At 70.4% G+C, this 18,410-nt stretch carries 14 protein-coding genes; 4 read left to right on the top strand and 10 right to left on the bottom strand.

All coding sequences use genetic code 11. From position 1 onward, the window contains the following. The 4 genes from ACFVZH_RS29415 to ngcE all read right to left on the bottom strand — a co-directional run. The coding region (locus ACFVZH_RS29415; protein ID WP_384901943.1) for an ROK family protein at positions 1 to 1,199 on the bottom strand (1,199 nt) is incomplete at its 3' end. A gap of 181 nt (positions 1,200 to 1,380) precedes the next feature. Further along, the gene (locus ACFVZH_RS29420) at positions 1,381 to 2,322 is read right to left on the bottom strand and encodes a carbohydrate ABC transporter permease (protein ID WP_384901945.1); all 942 of its coding nucleotides are present in this window, start codon (positions 2,320 to 2,322) and stop codon (positions 1,381 to 1,383) included. Beyond that, positions 2,322 to 3,251 (bottom strand): carbohydrate ABC transporter permease, encoded by a 930-nt coding sequence (locus tag ACFVZH_RS29425; RefSeq protein WP_384901947.1) that lies wholly within the window; start codon positions 3,249 to 3,251, stop codon positions 2,322 to 2,324. Before ACFVZH_RS29425 ends, ACFVZH_RS29420 begins: the two co-directional genes overlap by 1 nt. Positions 3,252 to 3,354: 103 nt before the next feature. After that, positions 3,355 to 4,800, bottom strand: coding sequence for an N-acetylglucosamine/diacetylchitobiose ABC transporter substrate-binding protein (ngcE, locus tag ACFVZH_RS29430; RefSeq protein WP_384901949.1), 1,446 nt, complete (start codon positions 4,798 to 4,800; stop codon positions 3,355 to 3,357). A 531-nt stretch (positions 4,801 to 5,331) separates the two neighbouring features. Between ngcE and ACFVZH_RS29435 the strand changes: the two genes are divergently transcribed. After that, positions 5,332 to 6,249, top strand: a complete 918-nt coding sequence (locus ACFVZH_RS29435) for an FG-GAP repeat domain-containing protein (RefSeq protein ID WP_384901951.1) — start codon at positions 5,332 to 5,334, stop codon at positions 6,247 to 6,249. 84 nt (positions 6,250 to 6,333) lie between these two features. Here the strand turns inward: ACFVZH_RS29435 and acnA are convergent, their stop codons facing one another. Then, positions 6,334 to 9,051, bottom strand: coding sequence for an aconitate hydratase AcnA (gene acnA, locus ACFVZH_RS29440; protein WP_384901953.1), 2,718 nt, complete (start codon positions 9,049 to 9,051; stop codon positions 6,334 to 6,336). 276 nt (positions 9,052 to 9,327) lie between these two features. After that, the gene (locus tag ACFVZH_RS29445; protein WP_384901954.1) at positions 9,328 to 10,218 is read right to left on the bottom strand and encodes a LysR family transcriptional regulator; all 891 of its coding nucleotides are present in this window, start codon (positions 10,216 to 10,218) and stop codon (positions 9,328 to 9,330) included. A gap of 181 nt (positions 10,219 to 10,399) precedes the next feature. Between ACFVZH_RS29445 and ACFVZH_RS29450 the strand changes: the two genes are divergently transcribed. From ACFVZH_RS29450 to ACFVZH_RS29460, 3 genes are all read left to right on the top strand, one after another. Further along, positions 10,400 to 10,903, top strand: a complete 504-nt coding sequence (locus ACFVZH_RS29450; protein ID WP_384901956.1) for a cupin domain-containing protein — start codon at positions 10,400 to 10,402, stop codon at positions 10,901 to 10,903. Positions 10,904 to 11,022: 119 nt separating this feature from the next. Beyond that, complete coding sequence (locus tag ACFVZH_RS29455; protein ID WP_384901958.1) at positions 11,023 to 11,379, top strand: VOC family protein; 357 nt, start codon at positions 11,023 to 11,025, stop codon at positions 11,377 to 11,379. A 51-nt stretch (positions 11,380 to 11,430) separates the two neighbouring features. Next, positions 11,431 to 12,960, top strand: coding sequence for a helix-turn-helix domain-containing protein (locus ACFVZH_RS29460; protein ID WP_384901960.1), 1,530 nt, complete (start codon positions 11,431 to 11,433; stop codon positions 12,958 to 12,960). Between the two features lie 81 nt (positions 12,961 to 13,041). Here the strand turns inward: ACFVZH_RS29460 and ACFVZH_RS29465 are convergent, their stop codons facing one another. The 4 genes from ACFVZH_RS29465 to ACFVZH_RS29480 all read right to left on the bottom strand — a co-directional run bounded on the left by ACFVZH_RS29465 (position 13,042) and on the right by ACFVZH_RS29480 (position 18,338). Then, complete coding sequence (locus ACFVZH_RS29465; protein WP_384901961.1) at positions 13,042 to 14,979, bottom strand: cellulose 1,4-beta-cellobiosidase; 1,938 nt, start codon at positions 14,977 to 14,979, stop codon at positions 13,042 to 13,044. 104 nt (positions 14,980 to 15,083) lie between these two features. Continuing rightward, complete coding sequence (locus ACFVZH_RS29470; RefSeq protein ID WP_384901963.1) at positions 15,084 to 16,637, bottom strand: MFS transporter; 1,554 nt, start codon at positions 16,635 to 16,637, stop codon at positions 15,084 to 15,086. A 91-nt stretch (positions 16,638 to 16,728) separates the two neighbouring features. Beyond that, positions 16,729 to 17,142 carry a RidA family protein gene (locus tag ACFVZH_RS29475; protein WP_384901965.1) on the bottom strand — a complete coding sequence of 138 codons (414 nt, stop codon included), beginning with the start codon at positions 17,140 to 17,142 and terminating at the stop codon, positions 16,729 to 16,731. Continuing rightward, positions 17,139 to 18,338, bottom strand: coding sequence for an acyl-CoA dehydrogenase family protein (locus tag ACFVZH_RS29480; protein ID WP_384901967.1), 1,200 nt, complete (start codon positions 18,336 to 18,338; stop codon positions 17,139 to 17,141). Before ACFVZH_RS29480 ends, ACFVZH_RS29475 begins: the two co-directional genes overlap by 4 nt. Positions 18,339 to 18,410 lie beyond the last annotated feature (72 nt).

The raw sequence follows: 18,410 nt of genomic DNA on the forward strand, positions 1-18,410 counted from the left end.
CGGGGGGCCCCGGGCGGGGGCGGGGCCCCCCAACCCCACACCGGGCCCCAACACCACTCTACCACCCCCCCCCGCCCCCCCCCCCCGCCCCCCGCGCCGCGGGGGCCCAGGGCCCCCTGGGCCAGCGAGAGCTGACGGGCGGCGCTGGGGATCGCGTACCGCGACACGGAGTCCCTGATGGGCGCGAGGACCAGCTCACCGGCCTCGGCGAGGTCGCCGCCGAGCACCACGCGGCTCGGGTTCAGAAGATTGCAGAGGTTGGCGATACCGCTGCCGATGTGCCGGCCGACGTCCGCGATCACCCGCCGGCAGCCGGGGTCGCCCTCCCGGGCCAGCTGCACCACCCGTTCCATGGTCAGATCGGGGCCGTGACTGGGCTGGAGCAGCGGCAGGACGTACCGGGCCGCGGTGAAGGTCTCCAGGCAGCCGCGGTTGCCGCAGCGGCAGACCGGACCGGACTCGTCGAGGGTGATGTGCCCGATCTCGCCCGCGGTGCCGCCGGGTCCGCGGTAGACCCGCCCGTCGATCACGAGTCCCGCGCCGACGCCGCTGGCCACCTTGATGTACGCCAGGTCCTTGACCCCCCGGCCGCTCCCCCAGACCAGCTCGCCGAGCGCGCCGAGGTTGGCGTCGTTGTCGACGTGCACGGGCACGCCGAGCCGGCCGGTCAGCTCCTCGGCCGGGTTGATGCCGCTCCAGCCCGGCAGGATCGAGGTCGATCCGAGCGTCCCGGAGGAGACGTCGATGGGGCCGGGCACGCCGAGCCCGACGCCGATGACCTTGTCCCGGCCGATGCCGGTGGCCTCGATCAGCCGGTTGACCAGCTGTTCCGCCCGGTCGAAGCCATCGGCCGCGGAGGCGTCGACGTCGAGCGGTTCGGCCTCCTCGGCGAGGACCTGGTGGGCCAGGTTGCCGACGGCGACCCGGAGGTGGGTGTGGCCGAAGTCGACGCCGATCACGATGCCGGCGTCACCGGAGAGCGAGACGCTGCGGGCCCGGCGGCCCCCCGCGGAGGTGGGCGTGACCTCGACGGTCCCGCCGTCCTTCAGCTCCCGCACGATGTTGGAGACCGTGGCGGCGGAGAGGCCCGTCGCCCGCGCGATCTCCGCCTGGGTGAGCGAGCCGGCCATCCGCACCGCCCGGACGACCCGTTCGAGATTGGCCCTGTGCAGAGAGGTCTGCGACCCCGGAGTCTCCATCGACTCACTCACTCCCACCGTTTTCTCCAACATGTGAACTCTAAGGGGACTCTTTCGGCTTGCTCCCCGTCAAGACCTTGAGTGGCGGACGGTACGGGTCACACGACGGAAAGGGCCCCCGGCGCGTGGTGCGCCGGGGGCCCTGGGGCGGGGTCGGGAGGGGCCTCGCCGGCCCCGGGGATCACTTCACGGCGCCGGCGGTCAGCCCGGCCACCACCTGCCGCTGGAAGATGACGTACGCGGCGAGGACCGGGAGCATCGCCATCACCAGGCCGGCGAAGAGACCGGACCAGTCGCCCTTGTAGCCCTGGCTGACGGCGAGCTGGACGAGTCCCTGGGAGAGCACCTTCTTCTCCGGCTCGGTGTTGAGCACGGTCGGCAGCAGGTACTGGTTCCACTGGCCGAGGAAGTTGAAGATGCCGACGCTGATGAGGCCGGGCTTGGCCATCGGCAGCATGACCTGGAAGAAGGTCCGGGTGTGCGAGGCGCCGTCCACGAACGCCGCTTCCGCCACCGAGGTCGGCAGGGTGCGGAAGAAGGCGGTGAGGAAGAAGACGGTGAACGGCAGCGAGTACGCGATGTAGACGAGGACCAGGCCGTGCAGCGTGTTCAGCAGGGCCATGTTCTGCATCACGTAGAACAGCGGCACCAGCGCCAGGATGATCGGGAAGCTCATCCCTCCGATGAAGAGGAAGTAGATGAAGCGGTTGCCCGGGAAGTCGAAGCGGGCCAGGACATAGGCCGCCATCGAGCCGAAGAGCAGGGTTCCGACGAGCGAGCCGCCGACCACCAGGAGCGTGTTCAGGAAGTAGTCGCTCATGTGCGCCTCGGTCCAGGCGCGCGACCAGTTCTCGAAGTGCAGCTTGTCGGGCAGCGACCACGGTGAGGTGAAGATCGCCCGGTCGGTCTTGAAGGACGTCATCACCGCCCAGAGGAGCGGCATGACGACCATGACCGCCCAGAGGATCAGCATGCCGTGCGAGAAGACGTTGAGGGTCGCGCCCTCGCCCCTGGAGCCCTTGGCGGGGGCGGACTCCACGGTCTTGCCGAGGGTGAGGCCCGGGCCGGCCGGGGAGCCGGGGGCGTCCTCGACGCCGGTGGAGGCAGTGTCGGTCGTCTTCATCAGAACTCCAGCCGCTCGCGCCGGCCCAGCTTCATCACGACGGCCGCGAAGGCGAGCGTGACGAGGAGGAGCGCGACACCGATGGTCGTTGCGTAGGCGGCCTGACCGTCCCGGAATGCCTTCTGGTACACGTACAGCGGCATGACGATGGTGGAGTAGTCGGGCCCGCCGCCGTTGGGGCCGACGGTCATGATCTGCACGACGGCGAAGGACTCCGCGCCGAGCGCGAGGATGCCCATGTAGATCCAGCCGGACTGCACGGTGTCCCAGAGCAGCGGCAGGGTGATCTTGAAGAACGTGGTGAAGCGGTTCGCGCCGTCGAGCAGGGCGGCCTCGTAGAAATCCCTCGGAATGGACGCCATGCCGGCCGAGAAGAGGACGACGAAGAATCCGACGGTGGACCAGACGAGGACCACCATCACGCAGATGAGGGCGAGATCCGGATCGCCGAGCCAGTCCGGCTGGACGCCGTCGAGGCCGACGCCCTTCAATACGGAATTGATGGCTCCGCTATTCGGGTTGTACGCGAACTGGAAGAGCAGCGCCACGATCGCGATCGACAGCACCTGCGGGAAGAAGTACACAATTTTGTAGAAGGACGAACCGCGCACACCCGCGATCGCCGCCCCTCTGCGGCGCCGACCGCCGACATTGAGCATGAAGGCGAAGAACAGCGCGAGACCGACGGTCACCAGCGGCAGTACCACCGCGAAGGTCAGACTGTGCTGGAGGGATTTCCAGAAGATCTCGTCGTCCAGCATTCTGCTGTAGTTGTCGAATCCGACCATCCCGAATTCGGGACTCAGCCCGGTCCAGTCCGTGAAGGAGTAGTAGATGGACTGGATGAACGGCCAGATGACGAAGAGCGCGTAGAGCGCGAGGGGGGCCGCCAGGAACCCCACGATGAAACGGTACTTGCCGTGTTGCATTCCTACCGACCCCGATCTTCCCGCGCAGGCGCGCCACCGGTGCGGCGCGCGAAGGGGCCGGGGCCCGCTCCCGGTCGGCGGGAAGGGGCCCCGGCACTGTTCATCAGTGCTTGTAGTGCTTGATCGACGAGTCCTTGGCCGCCTCGTCGGCGTACTTCTGGATCTTCTTGATCGTCTCGGCCGGGGTCGCGCGGCCTGCCATCATCTCGCCGATGCCGGCCACGCCGATCTTCTCCTTCTGGAGAGCGACGTACCAGTCCTGGAGGCGCGGGTTGACGACGTTCTGGCCGGCCTTCTCCAGCGCGGCGACACCGGACTTGAGGCCCGGGGAGAGCTCGATGCCGTCGGTGCCGCCGTTGAGGGCGGTCAGGGACTTCACCGACTGGGTGAAGTTCTTGGAGGAGGACTCGCTGAGCATGATGCGCAGCTGCTCCATGCCGCCCTCGGCGTTCGCCGCCTTGGCCGGGACGATGAAGGGCTCGCCGCCGGCGGCCCAGATGGTGCCGAAGGGCATCTTGTCGGAGGCGTCGATGCCCGTCGGGGCGGAGACGGACAGGGCGAAGTCGGCCGGCATGGTCTTCGCCGCCTCGTTCTCGACCCAGGAGCCGTTCGGGATGAACAGCGCCTTGCCCTCGGTCCAGGCGGTCTGCGACTGGATGTGGTCGAGACCCGGGGTGCCCTGGAGGATGTACCCCTTCTTCTGGAGCTCGTAGTACGCCTCGAAACACGCCTTGACCGCGGGGTGCTCCCACGCCTTCGGCTCCAGGTTGTCGATGGCGTCCAGGACCTCGCGGCCGCCGACCTTGGCGATCATCGGGTAGAGCGAGAAGGGGATGTAGTACGGATGCTTGCCCGCGTACGTCCAGCCCGCGATGCCCTTCTTCTTGGCCTTCTCGCAGACGGCCAGCATCTCGTCCCAGGTCTCGGGATACTTCGCGTCGAGCGAGTCGAGGAGCTTCTGCGAGTACCAGACGCCGTAGACCGTGTAGGCGTAGTTCAGGATCCAGCACTGCTCGCCGTCGAACTGCCCCATCTCGACGATGCCCGGCCGCAGGGTGTCGCGGACCTTCTTGCTCGGGTCGTCGACGGAGGGCGCGTCGAGCAGCGGGGTGAGGTCCGCCAGCTGCTTCTGGCCGACCAGGACACCCATGTCCATCTGCTCGGCGCCCGAGTTGTCGATGAGGTCCGGCGGGTTGCCGCCGTTGAACCGCGGCTGGAGCGTGGTGGTGATCTTCTGGGTGGGGGTGAACTTGACCTTCGCCTTGGGGTAATTGGTCTCGTAGATCTTGACCGCGTCCTTGGCGTACTCCTGTCCGAATCCACCGTCGAAGAGGACGAAATCGAGCGGGGCCGACTCGTTCACCGCGAGCGGGTTCTTTTCGGACTTCGTGCCCTTCTCGACCTTCCCGTTGCCACCGCTGTCGCTGCTCGCACAGGCGGACAGGAAGCTCATCGTCGGCACCGAGATCAGACCGATAGCGGCAGAACGCTTGATCAGATCGCGACGGCCGAGGCCGCCCTCATTGGTCTGTGCGGAGGTGGATCCCATGCTCAAGTCCTCGCCTTCATTTCAGGACTCAGGCGGTGTACCGGTCGCCCGTACTGCTCGCTCGCCACAGGCGAAGGGCCCCGCCACCGCGGTCATTTGCAGCCGGGTCGTGCAGGCGTCGGGCCGTCGTCCGATGGAAACGACTGGCTGGACGCCGACAGGTATAGTCCACTTCCCTTCACCGGAGCAAGATCGAAAGCAGGTTTTCACGGCCATCTTTCCCGAGTTGAGACCTGCGGGATAAGCACGCTGGATCTGCGGCGTTTCGTCCAACCATTCATGAACCAACACCCTTGACACCGCATCGGAGTTACCCGTACTGGGGCCCTCGCGCCGGGCTGCCGCGGTCACCGGTGGGGTGTTGACCGACAATCAGGACATACGACCTCGGACCGAAACAGTTGTGTCACAAACCCGTTGCCAGGTGAAGATCACGTAAGAAAGATCCTGGATCATAGAGGTTCCGCCGCGTCCGTCCCTGTGGCACGCGCGGCGGGATCTGCCTCATTCCACTCGGATCTGGAGTACTACGTGGCCAACTCTTCTGGCCTGAACCGCGCGGGCGTCCTGTCCCGTGTCACCGTCGCGGCGATAACGGCCGCCCTCGTCGGCACCACGACGGCCGCTGTGGCGGCCGACGCGCCGCAGCGTTCGGTGACCGGTGCCCAGCAGCCCGCGTCGAACGCGAGCGCCTTCGCCGCGTCCACCGCTGCCGTCACCCCGCAGAACGCGCTCTACGGCGTCAACAGCGCCGGCACCATCTACGGCTACACCCCGAACGGCCAGGGCGGGCTCAACCTCCCCACCGGCAACTCGGGCACCGGCTGGAACTACAGCCAGCACATCAACCAGGTCGACCAGGACGGCAACGGCCACTCCGACGGCCTGTTCGACGTCACCGGCGGCGTTCTCTACTACACCAAGTGGGACAACACCCCCCGCCGGATCGGCTCGGGCTGGGGTATCTACAACAAGCTGGTCTCCGTGGGCAGCACCGGCGGCGCCGTCGCCGACGACCTGCTCGCCCGTGACTCCGCGGGTGTGCTGTGGCACTACCTGGGCTACGGCACCGGCAGCCTGACCACCCGCACCAAGGTCAGCGCCGGCTGGGGCGGCTACAACCAGCTCGCCGGCAAGGGCGACCTGACGAGCGACGGCAAGGCCGACATGGTCGCCCGTGACGGCGCGGGCGTGCTCTGGCTGTACAAGGGCACGGGCAACTACAAGACGCCCTTCACCGGCCGCACCAAGATCAGCGCCGGCTGGGGCGGCTACAATGCCCTGGTGTCCGTCGGCGACATCAACTACGACGGCGTCACGGACCTGGTGGCCCGTGACGGCGCCGGCGCCCTGTGGCTGTACAAGGGCACGGGCAACGCCTCCGCCCCGTACTACAACCGGGTCAAGATCGGCACCGGCGGCTGGAACGGCTACAAGCAGCTGTTCTGATCGTCCACCCGCCCCGCGGGTGAGGGAACGAAAGGGCCCCGCTCCTCTTCCGAGGAGCGGGGCCCTTGCCGTTCAGCCGATCCGTCAGCCGCGGATCAGGTTGCGCAGCACGTACTGCATGATGCCGCCGTTGCGGTAGTAGTCCGCCTCGCCGGGGGTGTCGATGCGGACGACCGCGTCGAACTCGACGCCGGTGTCGGTGGAGACCTTCACCGTGCTCGGCGTGGTGCCCTCGTTCAGCTCCGTGACGCCCGCGATGGAGAAGGTCTCCTCGCCGGTCAGGCCGAGCGAGTCGGCCGACTGGCCGGCCGGGAACTGGAGCGGCAGGACGCCCATGCCGATGAGGTTCGAGCGGTGGATGCGCTCGTACGACTCGGTGATGACGGCCTTGACGCCGAGGAGCGCGGTGCCCTTGGCGGCCCAGTCGCGGGACGAACCGGAGCCGTACTCCTTGCCGCCCAGGATGACCAGCGCGGTGCCGGCGGCCTGGTAGTTCTGCGAGGCGTCGTAGATGAACGACACCGGCGCGCCCTCGACGGTGAAGTCGCGGGTGTAGCCGCCCTCGGTGCCCGGCGCGATCTGGTTGCGCAGGCGGATGTTGGCGAACGTGCCGCGGATCATGACCTCGTGGTTGCCTCGGCGCGAGCCGTAGGAGTTGAAGTCACGACGCTCCACACCGTGCTCGGTGAGGTACTTGCCGGCCGGGGTGTCGGCCTTGATGGCGCCGGCCGGGGAGATGTGGTCGGTGGTGACCGAGTCGCCCAGCTTGGCCAGGACGCGCGCGCCGACGATGTCGGTGACCGGGGTGGTCTCCATCGTCATGCCCTCGAAGTACGGGGGCTTGCGGACGTAGGTGGACTCGGTGTCCCACTCGAAGGTGTTGCCGGTCGGGATCTCCAGCGCCTGCCACTGGGCGTCGCCCGCGAAGACGTCCTGGTAGGACTTGTTGAACATGTCCTCGCCGATGGCGTTGGCGACGACGTCGTTGACCTCGGCCTCCGACGGCCAGATGTCGGCCAGGTAGACGGGCTTGCCGTCCTGGTCGACGCCGAGGGCGTCCTTGGTGATGTCTACCTTCATGGAGCCCGCGATGGCGTACGCGACGACCAGCGGCGGGGAGGCCAGGTAGTTCATCTTGACGTCGGGGTTGATGCGACCCTCGAAGTTGCGGTTGCCCGAGAGCACCGAGGTCACGGCCAGGTCGTGCTCGTTGACGGCCTTGGAGACCTCCTCCGGCAGCGGGCCGGAGTTGCCGATGCAGGTGGTGCAGCCGTAGCCGACGAGGTTGAAGCCGACCTTGTCGAGGTACGGGGTGAGACCCGCCTTGTCGAAGTAGTCGGTGACGACCTTCGAGCCCGGGGCGAGGGTGGTCTTGACCCACGGCTTGCGGGTCAGGCCCTTCTCGGTGGCCTTCTTCGCGACGAGCGCGGCGGCGACCATCACGTACGGGTTCGACGTGTTGGTGCAGGAGGTGATCGCGGCGACGGTGACGGCGCCGTGGTCGATCTCGTAGGTCGAGCCGTCGGGGGCGGTGACGGTGACCGGCTTCGACGGGGCGCCGTTGGGGTGGTTCGCCGGGGCGTCGGAGGCCGGGAAGGACTCCTTGCCCGCCTCGTCCGTCTCGTCGACGTAGTTGCGGACGTCCTGGGCGAACTGCGCGGCGGCGTTCGCGAGGACGATGCGGTCCTGCGGGCGCTTCGGGCCGGCGATGGAGGGGACGACCGTGGAGAGGTCGAGCTCCAGCTTCTCGGAGAAGTCCGGCTCGGCGGCCGGGTCCAGCCAGAGGCCCTGCTCCTTGGCGTACGCCTCGACGAGCGCGACCTGCTGCGCGGAGCGGCCGGTGAGCTTGAGGTAGCTCAGGGTCTCGCCGTCGATCGGGAAGACCGCGGCGGTGGAGCCGAACTCCGGCGACATGTTGCCGATGGTGGCGCGGTTCGCGAGGGAGGTGGCGGCGACGCCCTCACCGTAGAACTCGACGAACTTGCCGACGACACCGTGCTTGCGCAGCATCTCGGTGATGGTCAGCACCAGGTCGGTGGCGGTGGTGCCGGCGGGCAGCTCGCCGGTCAGCTTGAAGCCGACGACGCGCGGGATGAGCATGGAGACCGGCTGGCCGAGCATCGCGGCCTCGGCCTCGATGCCGCCGACGCCCCAGCCCAGCACACCGAGGCCGTTGACCATGGTGGTGTGGGAGTCGGTGCCGACGAGGGTGTCGGGGTACGCCTGGCCGTTGCGGACCATGACCGTGCGGGCCAGGTGCTCGATGTTGACCTGGTGGACGATGCCGGTGCCCGGCGGGACGACCTTGAAGTCGTCGAAGGCGGTCTGGCCCCAGCGCAGGAACTGGTAGCGCTCCTTGTTGCGGCCGTACTCCAGCTCGACGTTCTGCGCGAAGGCGTCGTTGGTGCCGAACTTGTCGGCGATGACGGAGTGGTCGATGACCATCTCGGCCGGGGAGAGCGGGTTGATCTTCGCCGGGTCACCGCCGAGCGCGGCGACGGCCTCGCGCATGGTGGCGAGGTCGACCACACACGGCACACCGGTGAAGTCCTGCATGATCACGCGGGCCGGCGTGAACTGGATCTCCTGGCTCGGCTGAGCCTGCGAGTCCCAGCTGCCGAGCGCCCGGATGTGGTCGGCGGTGATGTTCGCGCCGTCCTCGGTGCGGAGCAGGTTCTCCAGGAGGACCTTCAGGCTGTAAGGGAGGCGCGCGGAGCCCTCGACCTTGTCCAGCTTGAAGATCTCGTACGACTCGTCGCCCACGCGCAGCGTGCTGCGGGCGTCGAAGCTGTTCGCCGACACGACAGTCTCCTTCATCAATGTGCGCGTACTACCGTCATGCTGCCGCCACGACCCCTCGCCGATCCGCTAAGGTAAGGCTGAGTTAGGTAACCCTTACCGGGCGGGCAGCCGCAGTGCGCCGTAAGCAGTTATCTCGATGTCGAGATAACTCTAGTGCATCCCCGCCCCGCGGTCATGCCCGGGCATGCCGTTTTCGCGTCCCGTCGATCCGCTCCGGGACCGATCCGTCCGGACCCGTACGGACCCGCCGCCGCGAATGCGCCCCACCTCCTCCGGTCATCGCAGGTCACCGGCGTCCGGGTGGCCGGCGAGGGCCTGGAGCAGATGGCGGAGCGGAGGCGTCGGCGGCCCGGGCGATACGGCCAGTGAGGTGGTCACGGAGGGTGCCGCAAGGGGGCGCAGGGCCACCCGGGGGACCCGGGGCAGCCCGGCGACCTCGTAGAAGACGGTCCAGGAAGGCGGGCCGGCCGCGATCGCCGTCAGGGTCTCCTGCAAGTCGGTGAACGGCGGCCCCAGGAGCGGTTCGGCTCCCGCCGCGCGCAGGGCGTCGGTGATCAGGTCGTGGAAGGGCGGGTTGTCCTCCCGGGGCGCCAGCCGCAGCGGAAGGCGCGCGAGCCGCGCCAGGTCCGGCCGGGGTTCGGCCGCCAGCGGGTGCCCGGCGGGCAGCGCCGCGTACAGCGGATCGGTCCACACGGGGAACAGCTCCAGATCCGGCGCGGCGGGCACCGCCCGGACGAGAGCGGCGTCCAGCTCACCCGCGCGCACGGCCGCCAGCCGGTCCGCCAGGGGCAGGCGCCGCAGCCGGACGTGGAGCCGGGGCGCCGTCGCCGCCAGCTCGTCCAGCAGGCGGAAGATCCGGTCGCCGGGCCCCTGCACGGTGCCCAGCCGCAGCAGCCCTTCCGCGCCGGACGCGATGTCGGCGGCCACCCGCCGGGCGCGGTCCGCGGCCGCGAGCACACCGCGCGCCTCGGGCAGCAGCCGCTCGCCGGCGCCGGACAGCCGCACCCGGCGGGTGGAGCGCTCGAACAGGGTCACCCCGAGCTCCCGCTCCAGGCGGCGGATCTGCTGACTCACCGCCGACTGGACGATCCCGAGCCGCTCGGCGGCGCGCCCGAATCCGCCCTCGTCGGCCACCGCCACGAAGTACCGCAGCTGCCGCAGTTCCATCCGCCCCCCTCGATTGATCACGAACCGTGATCGCCGTGGACGACAACCGCTCCTGGTTCACGGCTTCTTCCCCGACTGCAATGGAGAGCGTCGTCAGGGACCGCCCCTCGGGGCCCGCGACGAGCCCTCGGGAACGAGGACGTACGCAAGAGCGGAAGAGCGGAAGACAGGAGTCGGGAAGATGGTCCGGGACACCGGTGACACCACACACGCGCTGATCGTGCGGGCCGAGGAGGCCGAGCACGTGCCCCTGCCGCACGGCGGAGGGTTCCGGCTCCTCGCCGACGCCGGCGACACCGGCGGCGCGCTGGGCGCGAACCGCCTCACCCTCGGCGAGGGCGCCGACGGCGCCAAGCCGCACCTCCACACCCGGTCGTCCGAGCTGTTCTACGTGCTCGACGGCGCCGTGGAGTTCTTCCTCGACGGCGCGACGACGACCGTCGAGGCGGGCGGCCTCGTCGTCGTCCCGCCCCGCATGCCGCACGCCTTCGGCGCCGCCCCCGGCTCCACGGCGGACCTGCTCGCGGTCCTCACACCGGGCGTCGACCGGTTCGGCTACTTCCGCGCCCTGGGGCGCGTCCAGCACGGCCTGGACGACTTCGCGAGCCTCGCCGCCGAGCAGGACCGCTACGACGTGCACTTCCTCGACGTACCGCCCTGGCGGAAGGCGGCGGGAAGCGGCTGACGTTCGCCGGCGGTTCGCTTCCCCGGCGGTTCGCTTCACCGGACCGCGCCCGCCGCCGGGGACACCCGTACGGCGGCGGGCGAATTGCCCGGGCCGTGGGGCGGGTCGACGATCGAGCCATGTTCAGCGGCGCGCATGTGATTCTCTACACCCGGGACGCGGAGGCCGATCGCGCCTTCCTCAAGGACGTCGTGGGCTTCGAGCACGTCGACGCCGGAGGGGGCTGGCTGATCTTCAGGCTGCCGCCCGCCGAGATCGCGGTGCATCCGACGACGGAGGAGCCGAAGCACGAGGTGTACCTCATGTGCGAGGACCTCACCCGTACGCTCACGGCCCTGCAGGAGCGGGGCGTGGAGATCTCACGGGCCATCACCGACGAGGGGTGGGGACTGCTGGCCGCCGTGCGGCTGCCGAGCGGCACCGAACTCCCCCTGTACGAACCGCGCCACCCGACGGCGCACGGCACCTCACTCTGACGGCCCACCCCGATGACGGGGCTCATCTCATATCTGAGATAACGTGACGCCATGGCAGACGACTACCTCGTACGCATCGGCAAGCTCATCCGTGACGCCCGGCAGCACCGTGGCTGGACGCAGACGCAGCTCGCCGAAGCGCTGGCCACGAGCCAGAGCGCCGTCAACCGGATCGAGCGCGGCAACCAGAACATCAGCCTTGAGATGATCGCCCGGATCGGCGAGGCCCTCGACAGCGAGATCGTGTCCCTGGGATACGCGGGACCCATGCACCTCCGCGTCGTCGGCCGCCGCCGGCTCTCCGGCGCCATCGACGTCAAGACGAGCAAGAACGCCTGCGTCGCACTGCTCTGCGCCTCACTCCTCAACAAGGGCCGCACGGTCCTGCGCCGGGTCGCCCGCATCGAGGAGGTCTTCCGGCTTCTGGAGGTCCTCAACTCCATCGGCGTGCGCACCCGCTGGATCAACGACGGGGTCGACCTGGAGATCGTGCCGCCCGCCGAGCTGGACATGGAGTCCATCGACGCCGAGGCCGCGATCCGCACCCGCTCGATCATCATGTTCCTCGGCCCGCTGCTGCACCGCATGGACCGCTTCAAACTGCCGTACGCCGGCGGCTGCGACCTCGGTACGCGCACGATCGAGCCGCACATGATCGCCCTGCGCCGCTTCGGCCTCGACGTCACCGCCACCGAGGGCATCTACCACGCCCAGGTCGAGCGGTCCGTCTCCCCCGACCGCCCGATCGTCCTGACCGAGCGCGGGGACACGGTCACCGAGAACGCGCTGCTCGCCGCCGCCCGCCACGACGGCGTGACCGTCATCCGCAACGCCTCCTCCAACTACATGGTCCAGGACCTGTGCTTCTTCCTGGAGGCCCTCGGCGTACGCGTCGACGGCATCGGCAGCACCACCCTGACCGTGCACGGCGTGCCGCAGATCGACGTCGACGTCGACTACTCCCCCTCCGAGGACCCGGTCGAGGCGATGAGCCTGCTCGCCGCCGCGGTCGTCACCGAGTCCGAGCTGACGATCCGCCGCGTCCCGATCGAGTTCATGGAGATCGAGCTCGCCGTCCTGGAGGAGATGGGCCTCGACCACGACCGCTCCGCCGAGTACGCCGCCGACAACGGCCGCACCCGGCTGGTCGACCTGACGGTCCGCCCCTCCAAGCTGGAGGCGCCGATCGACAAGATCCACCCGATGCCGTTCCCCGGCCTCAACATCGACAACGTCCCCTTCTTCGCCGCCATCGCGGCCACCGCGCAGGGCAAGACCCTCATCCACGACTGGGTCTACGACAACCGCGCCATCTACCTCACCGACCTCAACCGCCTCGGCGGCCGCCTCCAGCTCCTCGACCCCCACCGCGTCCTCGTCGAGGGCCCGACCCGCTGGCGCGCCGCCGAGATGATGTGCCCCCCGGCCCTCCGCCCCGCCGTCGTCGTCCTCCTCGCGATGATGGCCGCCGAGGGCACCTCCGTCCTCCGCAACGTCTACGTCATCAACCGCGGCTACGAGGACCTCGCCGAGCGCCTCAACTCCATCGGCGCCCAGATCGAGATCTTCCGGGACATCTGAGCACGCACCGGAGTTCCGTACGCCGACGGCCCCGTCACCCCCTCGTGGGGTGGCGGGGCCGTCGGCGTGGTGGGGGGCCGGTCAGCGGGTGAAGAAGAACTCGGTGGAGGCGGGGACGGAGTCGGCGGAGCTGCCGTAGTGGCCGAGGGCCAGGACGTCGAGGGTGCAGGGGCCGGAGGTGGGCACGTACTGCTCGATCCGGACGGTCTCGCCGAGGGTGGTCTGCCAGGTGCCGGGGACGCAGCTGAAACGCCAGCGGTAGCCGCTGACGCCCTTGCCGAGGTCGGCGACGGCGGGCCGCACGTCGACCTTGACGGCGATGCGGACGTCCTGGACGACCGTCAGCCGAGGGGCGCTCAGCGGGGTGGACAGGACGGGGGCCGCGCGGACGACGTCGACGGTGGCGGAGGGGGCGCCCTCCTCCCCCGCCTCGTTCAGGGCGACCACGTAGTAGGTGGCCCGGCCGAGGGGGGCCGTGCGGTCGATGACGGTGCCGGGGTCGGTGTCCGGGGAGTCGACGACGGTCCAGAGGGGGGAGGCGGCGGTGCGGCGGTAGACGCGGTGGCCGCTCGCCTGCCCGGTGTCGGCGGGCTCCGGCAGGGTGAAGGCGAGGTGGTTGCCGTCGTCCTCCGGCGCGCCGGTGACCGAGGCCGGGACCGGGACGTCGGCGGGTACGGGGCGGGTGACCGTCACGGACTCGGCGGGCGAGAGGTTGCCGTAGGCGTCGACGGCGTCGACGCGGTAGACGGTCTCGACACCGGCCGTGGCCCGGGCGTCGTGGAGGGCCGTCCCGGTCACGAACTCGGGGCCGTCCTGGTCGCTCTCGCCGACCGGGGCCGCGAACACCTCGTACCCCACGGTGTCCGCGGAGGCCGAGGCCGTCCAGGTGACACGGTTGCCGGCCGTGGTGCCGGCCGCGGCGAGGGAGGTGACGGGCTCGGGCGCGGTGACGTCCGGGGCGCCGGTGGTGCCGGTGGCGGAGGCCGCGGAGAGGTTGCCTGCGGCGTCGCGCGCGGCGACCCTGTAGTACCACTGCTGCCGGATGTCGACGGCGGTGTCCTGGCGGGTGGTGCCGGTGACGCTGTCGACGACCGTGACCCAGGGGCCGGTCGGGGCCGCCGCGCGCACGACGCGGTAGCTCGTCGCACCGGCCACCGGCTGCCAGCGGACGTCGACCGCCCCGGCGGCGACGGTCGCGGTGACCGCGGCCGGCGCGCCCGGCGGGGTCCGGTCGACGGTGGCGACGGCGAGGTCGGCGGTGCCCGGGGACTCGTTGTTCGCGCGGTCGACGGCGCGGACCTCGTACAGGAAGGTCTGGCCGGTGGCGGGGGTCGCGTCGGTGTGGGTGACGCCGGTCGTGGCCGCCAGCGGACGGGCGGGGAACGCCTGCCCGGACAGGCGCCGGTAGACCCGGTAACCGGCGAGGTCCATCTCCTTGTTCTGCGCCCAGGAGATCCTGGTCCGGCCGGTGGTGCGGTCGTAGGAGACGGTCGCGCCGGTCGGGGCGAGCGGCTTGACCTTGTCGATGGTGGCCGCGGTCCGGGGCAGGTAGGAGAAGGCGACGTCGGCCGCGCCGGTCCAGTTCACGAAGTCGACCCGGAGCGTGTGGCGGCCCTTGGGGACGGTGACGTCGACGGCCCCCTTGCGGACGGCGGCGAGGTCGCTCCACACGCTGTACTTCCGTACGCCGTCCAGGTAGACGCGGACGCCGTCGCGGGCCGCGACCGACAGGGTGAAGGGGCCGCCGGAGCCGAAGTCGCGGGTGACGGTCCAGCGGACGCCGAACCGGTCACGGGGCAGGCCGGAGGCGGGGGCGCCGGTCCAGTGCTCGTTGACGGCGCTGTCGCAGTCGGTCCGCTTGGGGGTGCCGGTGAGCGTGGTGTTGGCGAAGTACTCCCGCTTGAAGAGCGGGCCGGCACAGGTCACCGCGGCGGAGGCCGTGGGAGCGGTGGCGAGGAGTCCGCCGGCCGCGGCGAGGACCACGGTGGCGGCCACCGTGGTCTGTCGGGCAGTTCTCAATGCGATCCTTCGGTCCTGATCCTGGGCATGTCGTACGACAGGCGAGAGCAAGACCGTCGGGAAGGCGTCAGGGTTGTACGGGGACCGGGGCGGGTTTCCGCCGGTCAGGCGCCCGGCATCACTCCTGCGCCGCCCTTGAGGCGTTCGAGGTCGGAGGCGCGGACCTGGATGACGAAGAGGGCGACGAGGGCGCCGACGACGGCGAAGACGGCGGCGGTGACGAAGCCGGCGGAGACGCCGGAGGTGAGGACCTGGTCGCCCCAGGGGGGCGGGAGTTCGCCGGTCTTGGCGAACTGGGCCTTCTCGAGGGGGCCGGCCTGGGCGAGGAAGGCCGGGACCTGGACCTCCGCCTCGTTGCGGCTGGCCGTGCCGAAGACCGTGACCAGGATCGACAGGCCGAGCGAACCGCCGACCTGCTGCATGGCGTTGAGGAGGCCGGAGGCGGCGCCGGATTCCCTCGGCTCGACGTTCGACAGGGCCATGATGGTCAGCGAGACGAACATGAAGCCCATGCCGAGACCGAAGACGAGGATCGGTCCGAGGATGCTGCCGAGATAGGTGGAGTCCACATCGGTGAGCGTCAGCCAGGACAGGCCGGCCGCGGCGAGGATCGAGCCCGTGACCATGAAGGGTTTCGGGCCGTACCGGGGCAGCAGGTTGGACGTGAGGCCGGCGCCGACGCCGATGATCGCGCTGACCGGCAGGAAGGCGAGACCCGTCGTCAGGGGGCTGAAGCCCAGCACCTGCTGGACGAACAGGGTGAGGAAGAAGAACATCCCGAAGATGGCCGCCGCCAGGCAGAGCATGATGATGTAGGTGCCCGAGCGGTTGCGGTCGGCGAACATGTGCAGCGGCGTGATGGGTTGCTGGGAGCGCCGCTCGATCAGGATGAACGTGGCCAGGAGGACGACGGCGGCGACGAACGAGCCGATCGTGTAGGGGTCGCTCCAGCCTTCCTGCGCGGCCCGGATGAATCCGTACACCAGGGCCACCATGCCGAGCGTCGAGGTCAGCGCGCCGGCGAGGTCGAAGTGGCCGGGGTGCCGCTCGGACTCCTTGACGTGACGCGGTGTGAGGAACGCGATCAGCAGGGCGATCGGGACGTTGACGAAGAAGATCCAGCGCCAGTCGAGCCACTGGACGAGCATGCCGCCGGCCACCAGGCCGATCGCGCCGCCGCCGGCCGAGACGCCCGCGAAGACGCCGAAGGCCCGGTTGCGTTCCGGGCCTTCGTCGAACGTCGTGGTGATGAGGGAGAGCGAGGTCGGGGAGGCTATCGCGCCGCCGACGCCCTGGAGGGCCCGGGCGCCGAGGAGTTGCCACTCGCTCTGCGCCAGTCCGCAGAAGAGGGAGGCGAGTCCGAAGAGCAGCACGCCGAAGATGAAGACGCGCCGCCGGCCCAGGATGTCACCGGCACGCCCGCCGAGGAGCAGCAGGCCGCCGAAGGTCAGGGTGTAGGCGTTGACCACCCACGACAGGCTGGTCGTCGAGAAGTCCAGGGCGGTCTGGATGTGGGGGAGCGCGATGTTCACGATCGTGATGTCGAGGACCACCATCAGCTGGCAGGACGCGATCACGAACAGGGCGATGCCTTTGCCGTCACTGCCCTTCCGGGGGGTGGCGGTCTGTGCCGGTGTCGTCGGCTTGGGTGTACTCATTGGGCGCCTCGGGCCTCGCCTGGTGAGTGAGCCGTGGGCCGGTCAGTCCACCTTTCGACACTAAGCCCGGCCCGCGCGGGCGACCAGTTGATCAAGCGTGCACGGGCTCGTCCAGCACGGCGAAGCCGTCCAGCTCGACCCGCGCCTGTGCGTCCCAGAGCCGTACGACTCCGATCACCGCCATCGCGGGGTAGTCCCGCCCGGCCAACCGACGCCAGATGCGGCCCAGTTCGTGCGCGTGGGTGCGGTACTCGTCGACGTCGGTGGTGTAGACGGTGACGCGGGCGAGGTCGGCGGGGGTGCCGCCGGCGTGCCGCAGGGCGGTGAGGAGGTTGCCGAGCGCGGTGGTGAACTGCTCGGGGAGGGTGTCCCCCACGACCTTGCCCTCGGTGTCGAGGGCGGTCTGCCCGGCGAGGAACACCAGCCGCGTTCCGGTGGCGGTGACGGCGTGGCTGAACCCGGTGGGCGGGGCGAGTTCGGCGGGGTTGTGACGGTGCAGGCTCATGCGGACGGGACCTCCTCGGTACGGGGAGGGGCGGCGCGGCGCGGTGCGGCGCCGGGTGCCCCCTCCCCATGGTCCTCCCGGCGGGACGCGTACAGCTCCTTGGCGATGATCGTGCGCTGGACCTCGGTGGCGCCCTCGTAGATCCGGGGGGCGCGGACCTCGCGGTAGAGGTGTTCGAGGAGGTGGCCGCGCTGGAGGGCGGCGGCGCCGTGCAGTTGGACGGCGGCGTCGACGACGTACTGGGCGGTCTCGGTGGCGAGGAGTTTGGCCATCGCGGAGCGCCGGGGCACGTCGGGGTCGCCCTCGTCGTACGCGGTGGCGGCCGCGTAGACGAGGAGGCGGGCGGCCTCGGTGCGGGTGGCCATCTCGGCGACGCGGTGGGAGACGGCCTGGAGGTCGGCGAGGACGCCGCCGAAGGCGGGGCGGGCGGCGGTGTGGGCGAGGGTCGCGTCGAGCGCGGCCTGGGCCATGCCGACGGCGAACGCCCCGACGCTGGGGCGGAAGAGGTTGAGGGTGTGCATGGCGACGCGGAAGCCGCCGTCGGGTGCGCCGAGGAGGTCCTCGGGGCCGACGGGGACGCCGTCGAAGACGAGGGTGCCGAGGGCGTGCGGGGCGAGCATGTCGAGGGGTTCGCCGCCGAGTCCCGGACGGTCGGCGGGGACGAGGAAGGCGGTGACGCCCCGGGCGCCGGCGCCGGGGGTGGTGCGGGCGAAGACGGTGGCGAAGTCGGCCTCGGGGGCGTTGGAGATCCACCGCTTCTCGCCGTGCAGCCGCCATCCGCCGTGTCCGTCGGGGACGGCGTCGAGGGCGAGGGCGGCGGCGTCGGAGCCGGCGCCGGGCTCGGAGAGCGCGAAGGCGGCGACGGCCCGTCCGGCGGTGACCTCGGGGAGCCAGCGGGCGCGCTGGGTGGAGGTGCCGAAGGCGGCGACGGGGTGGCTGCCGAGGCCCTGGAGGGCGAGGGCGGTCTCGGCCTCGGTGCAGGCGCGGGCGAGGGATTCGCGCAGCAGGCAGAGGTCGAGGGCGCCGGCGTCGAAGAGGCGGGCGAGGAGGCCGAGCTCGCCGAGGGCGGCGACGAGGGGGCGGTTGACCCGGCCGGGTTCGCCCTTCTCGGCGAGGGGCTTCAGGCGTTCGGCGGCGAGGGTGCGGAGCTCCGCACACCAGGTGATCTGTTCCGGATCGAGCGAGAATGCGGGCATGTGGGCCCTCTCTGACGCCCTCGGGCGCCTTCGTCCCTGCGCCGTCCGGCGCTTCCGTCCCTGCGCCGGCCG

It is taken from the genome of Streptomyces sp. NPDC059534 (assembly GCF_042743475.1).
Taxonomy (GTDB): Bacteria; Actinomycetota; Actinomycetes; order Streptomycetales; family Streptomycetaceae; genus Streptomyces.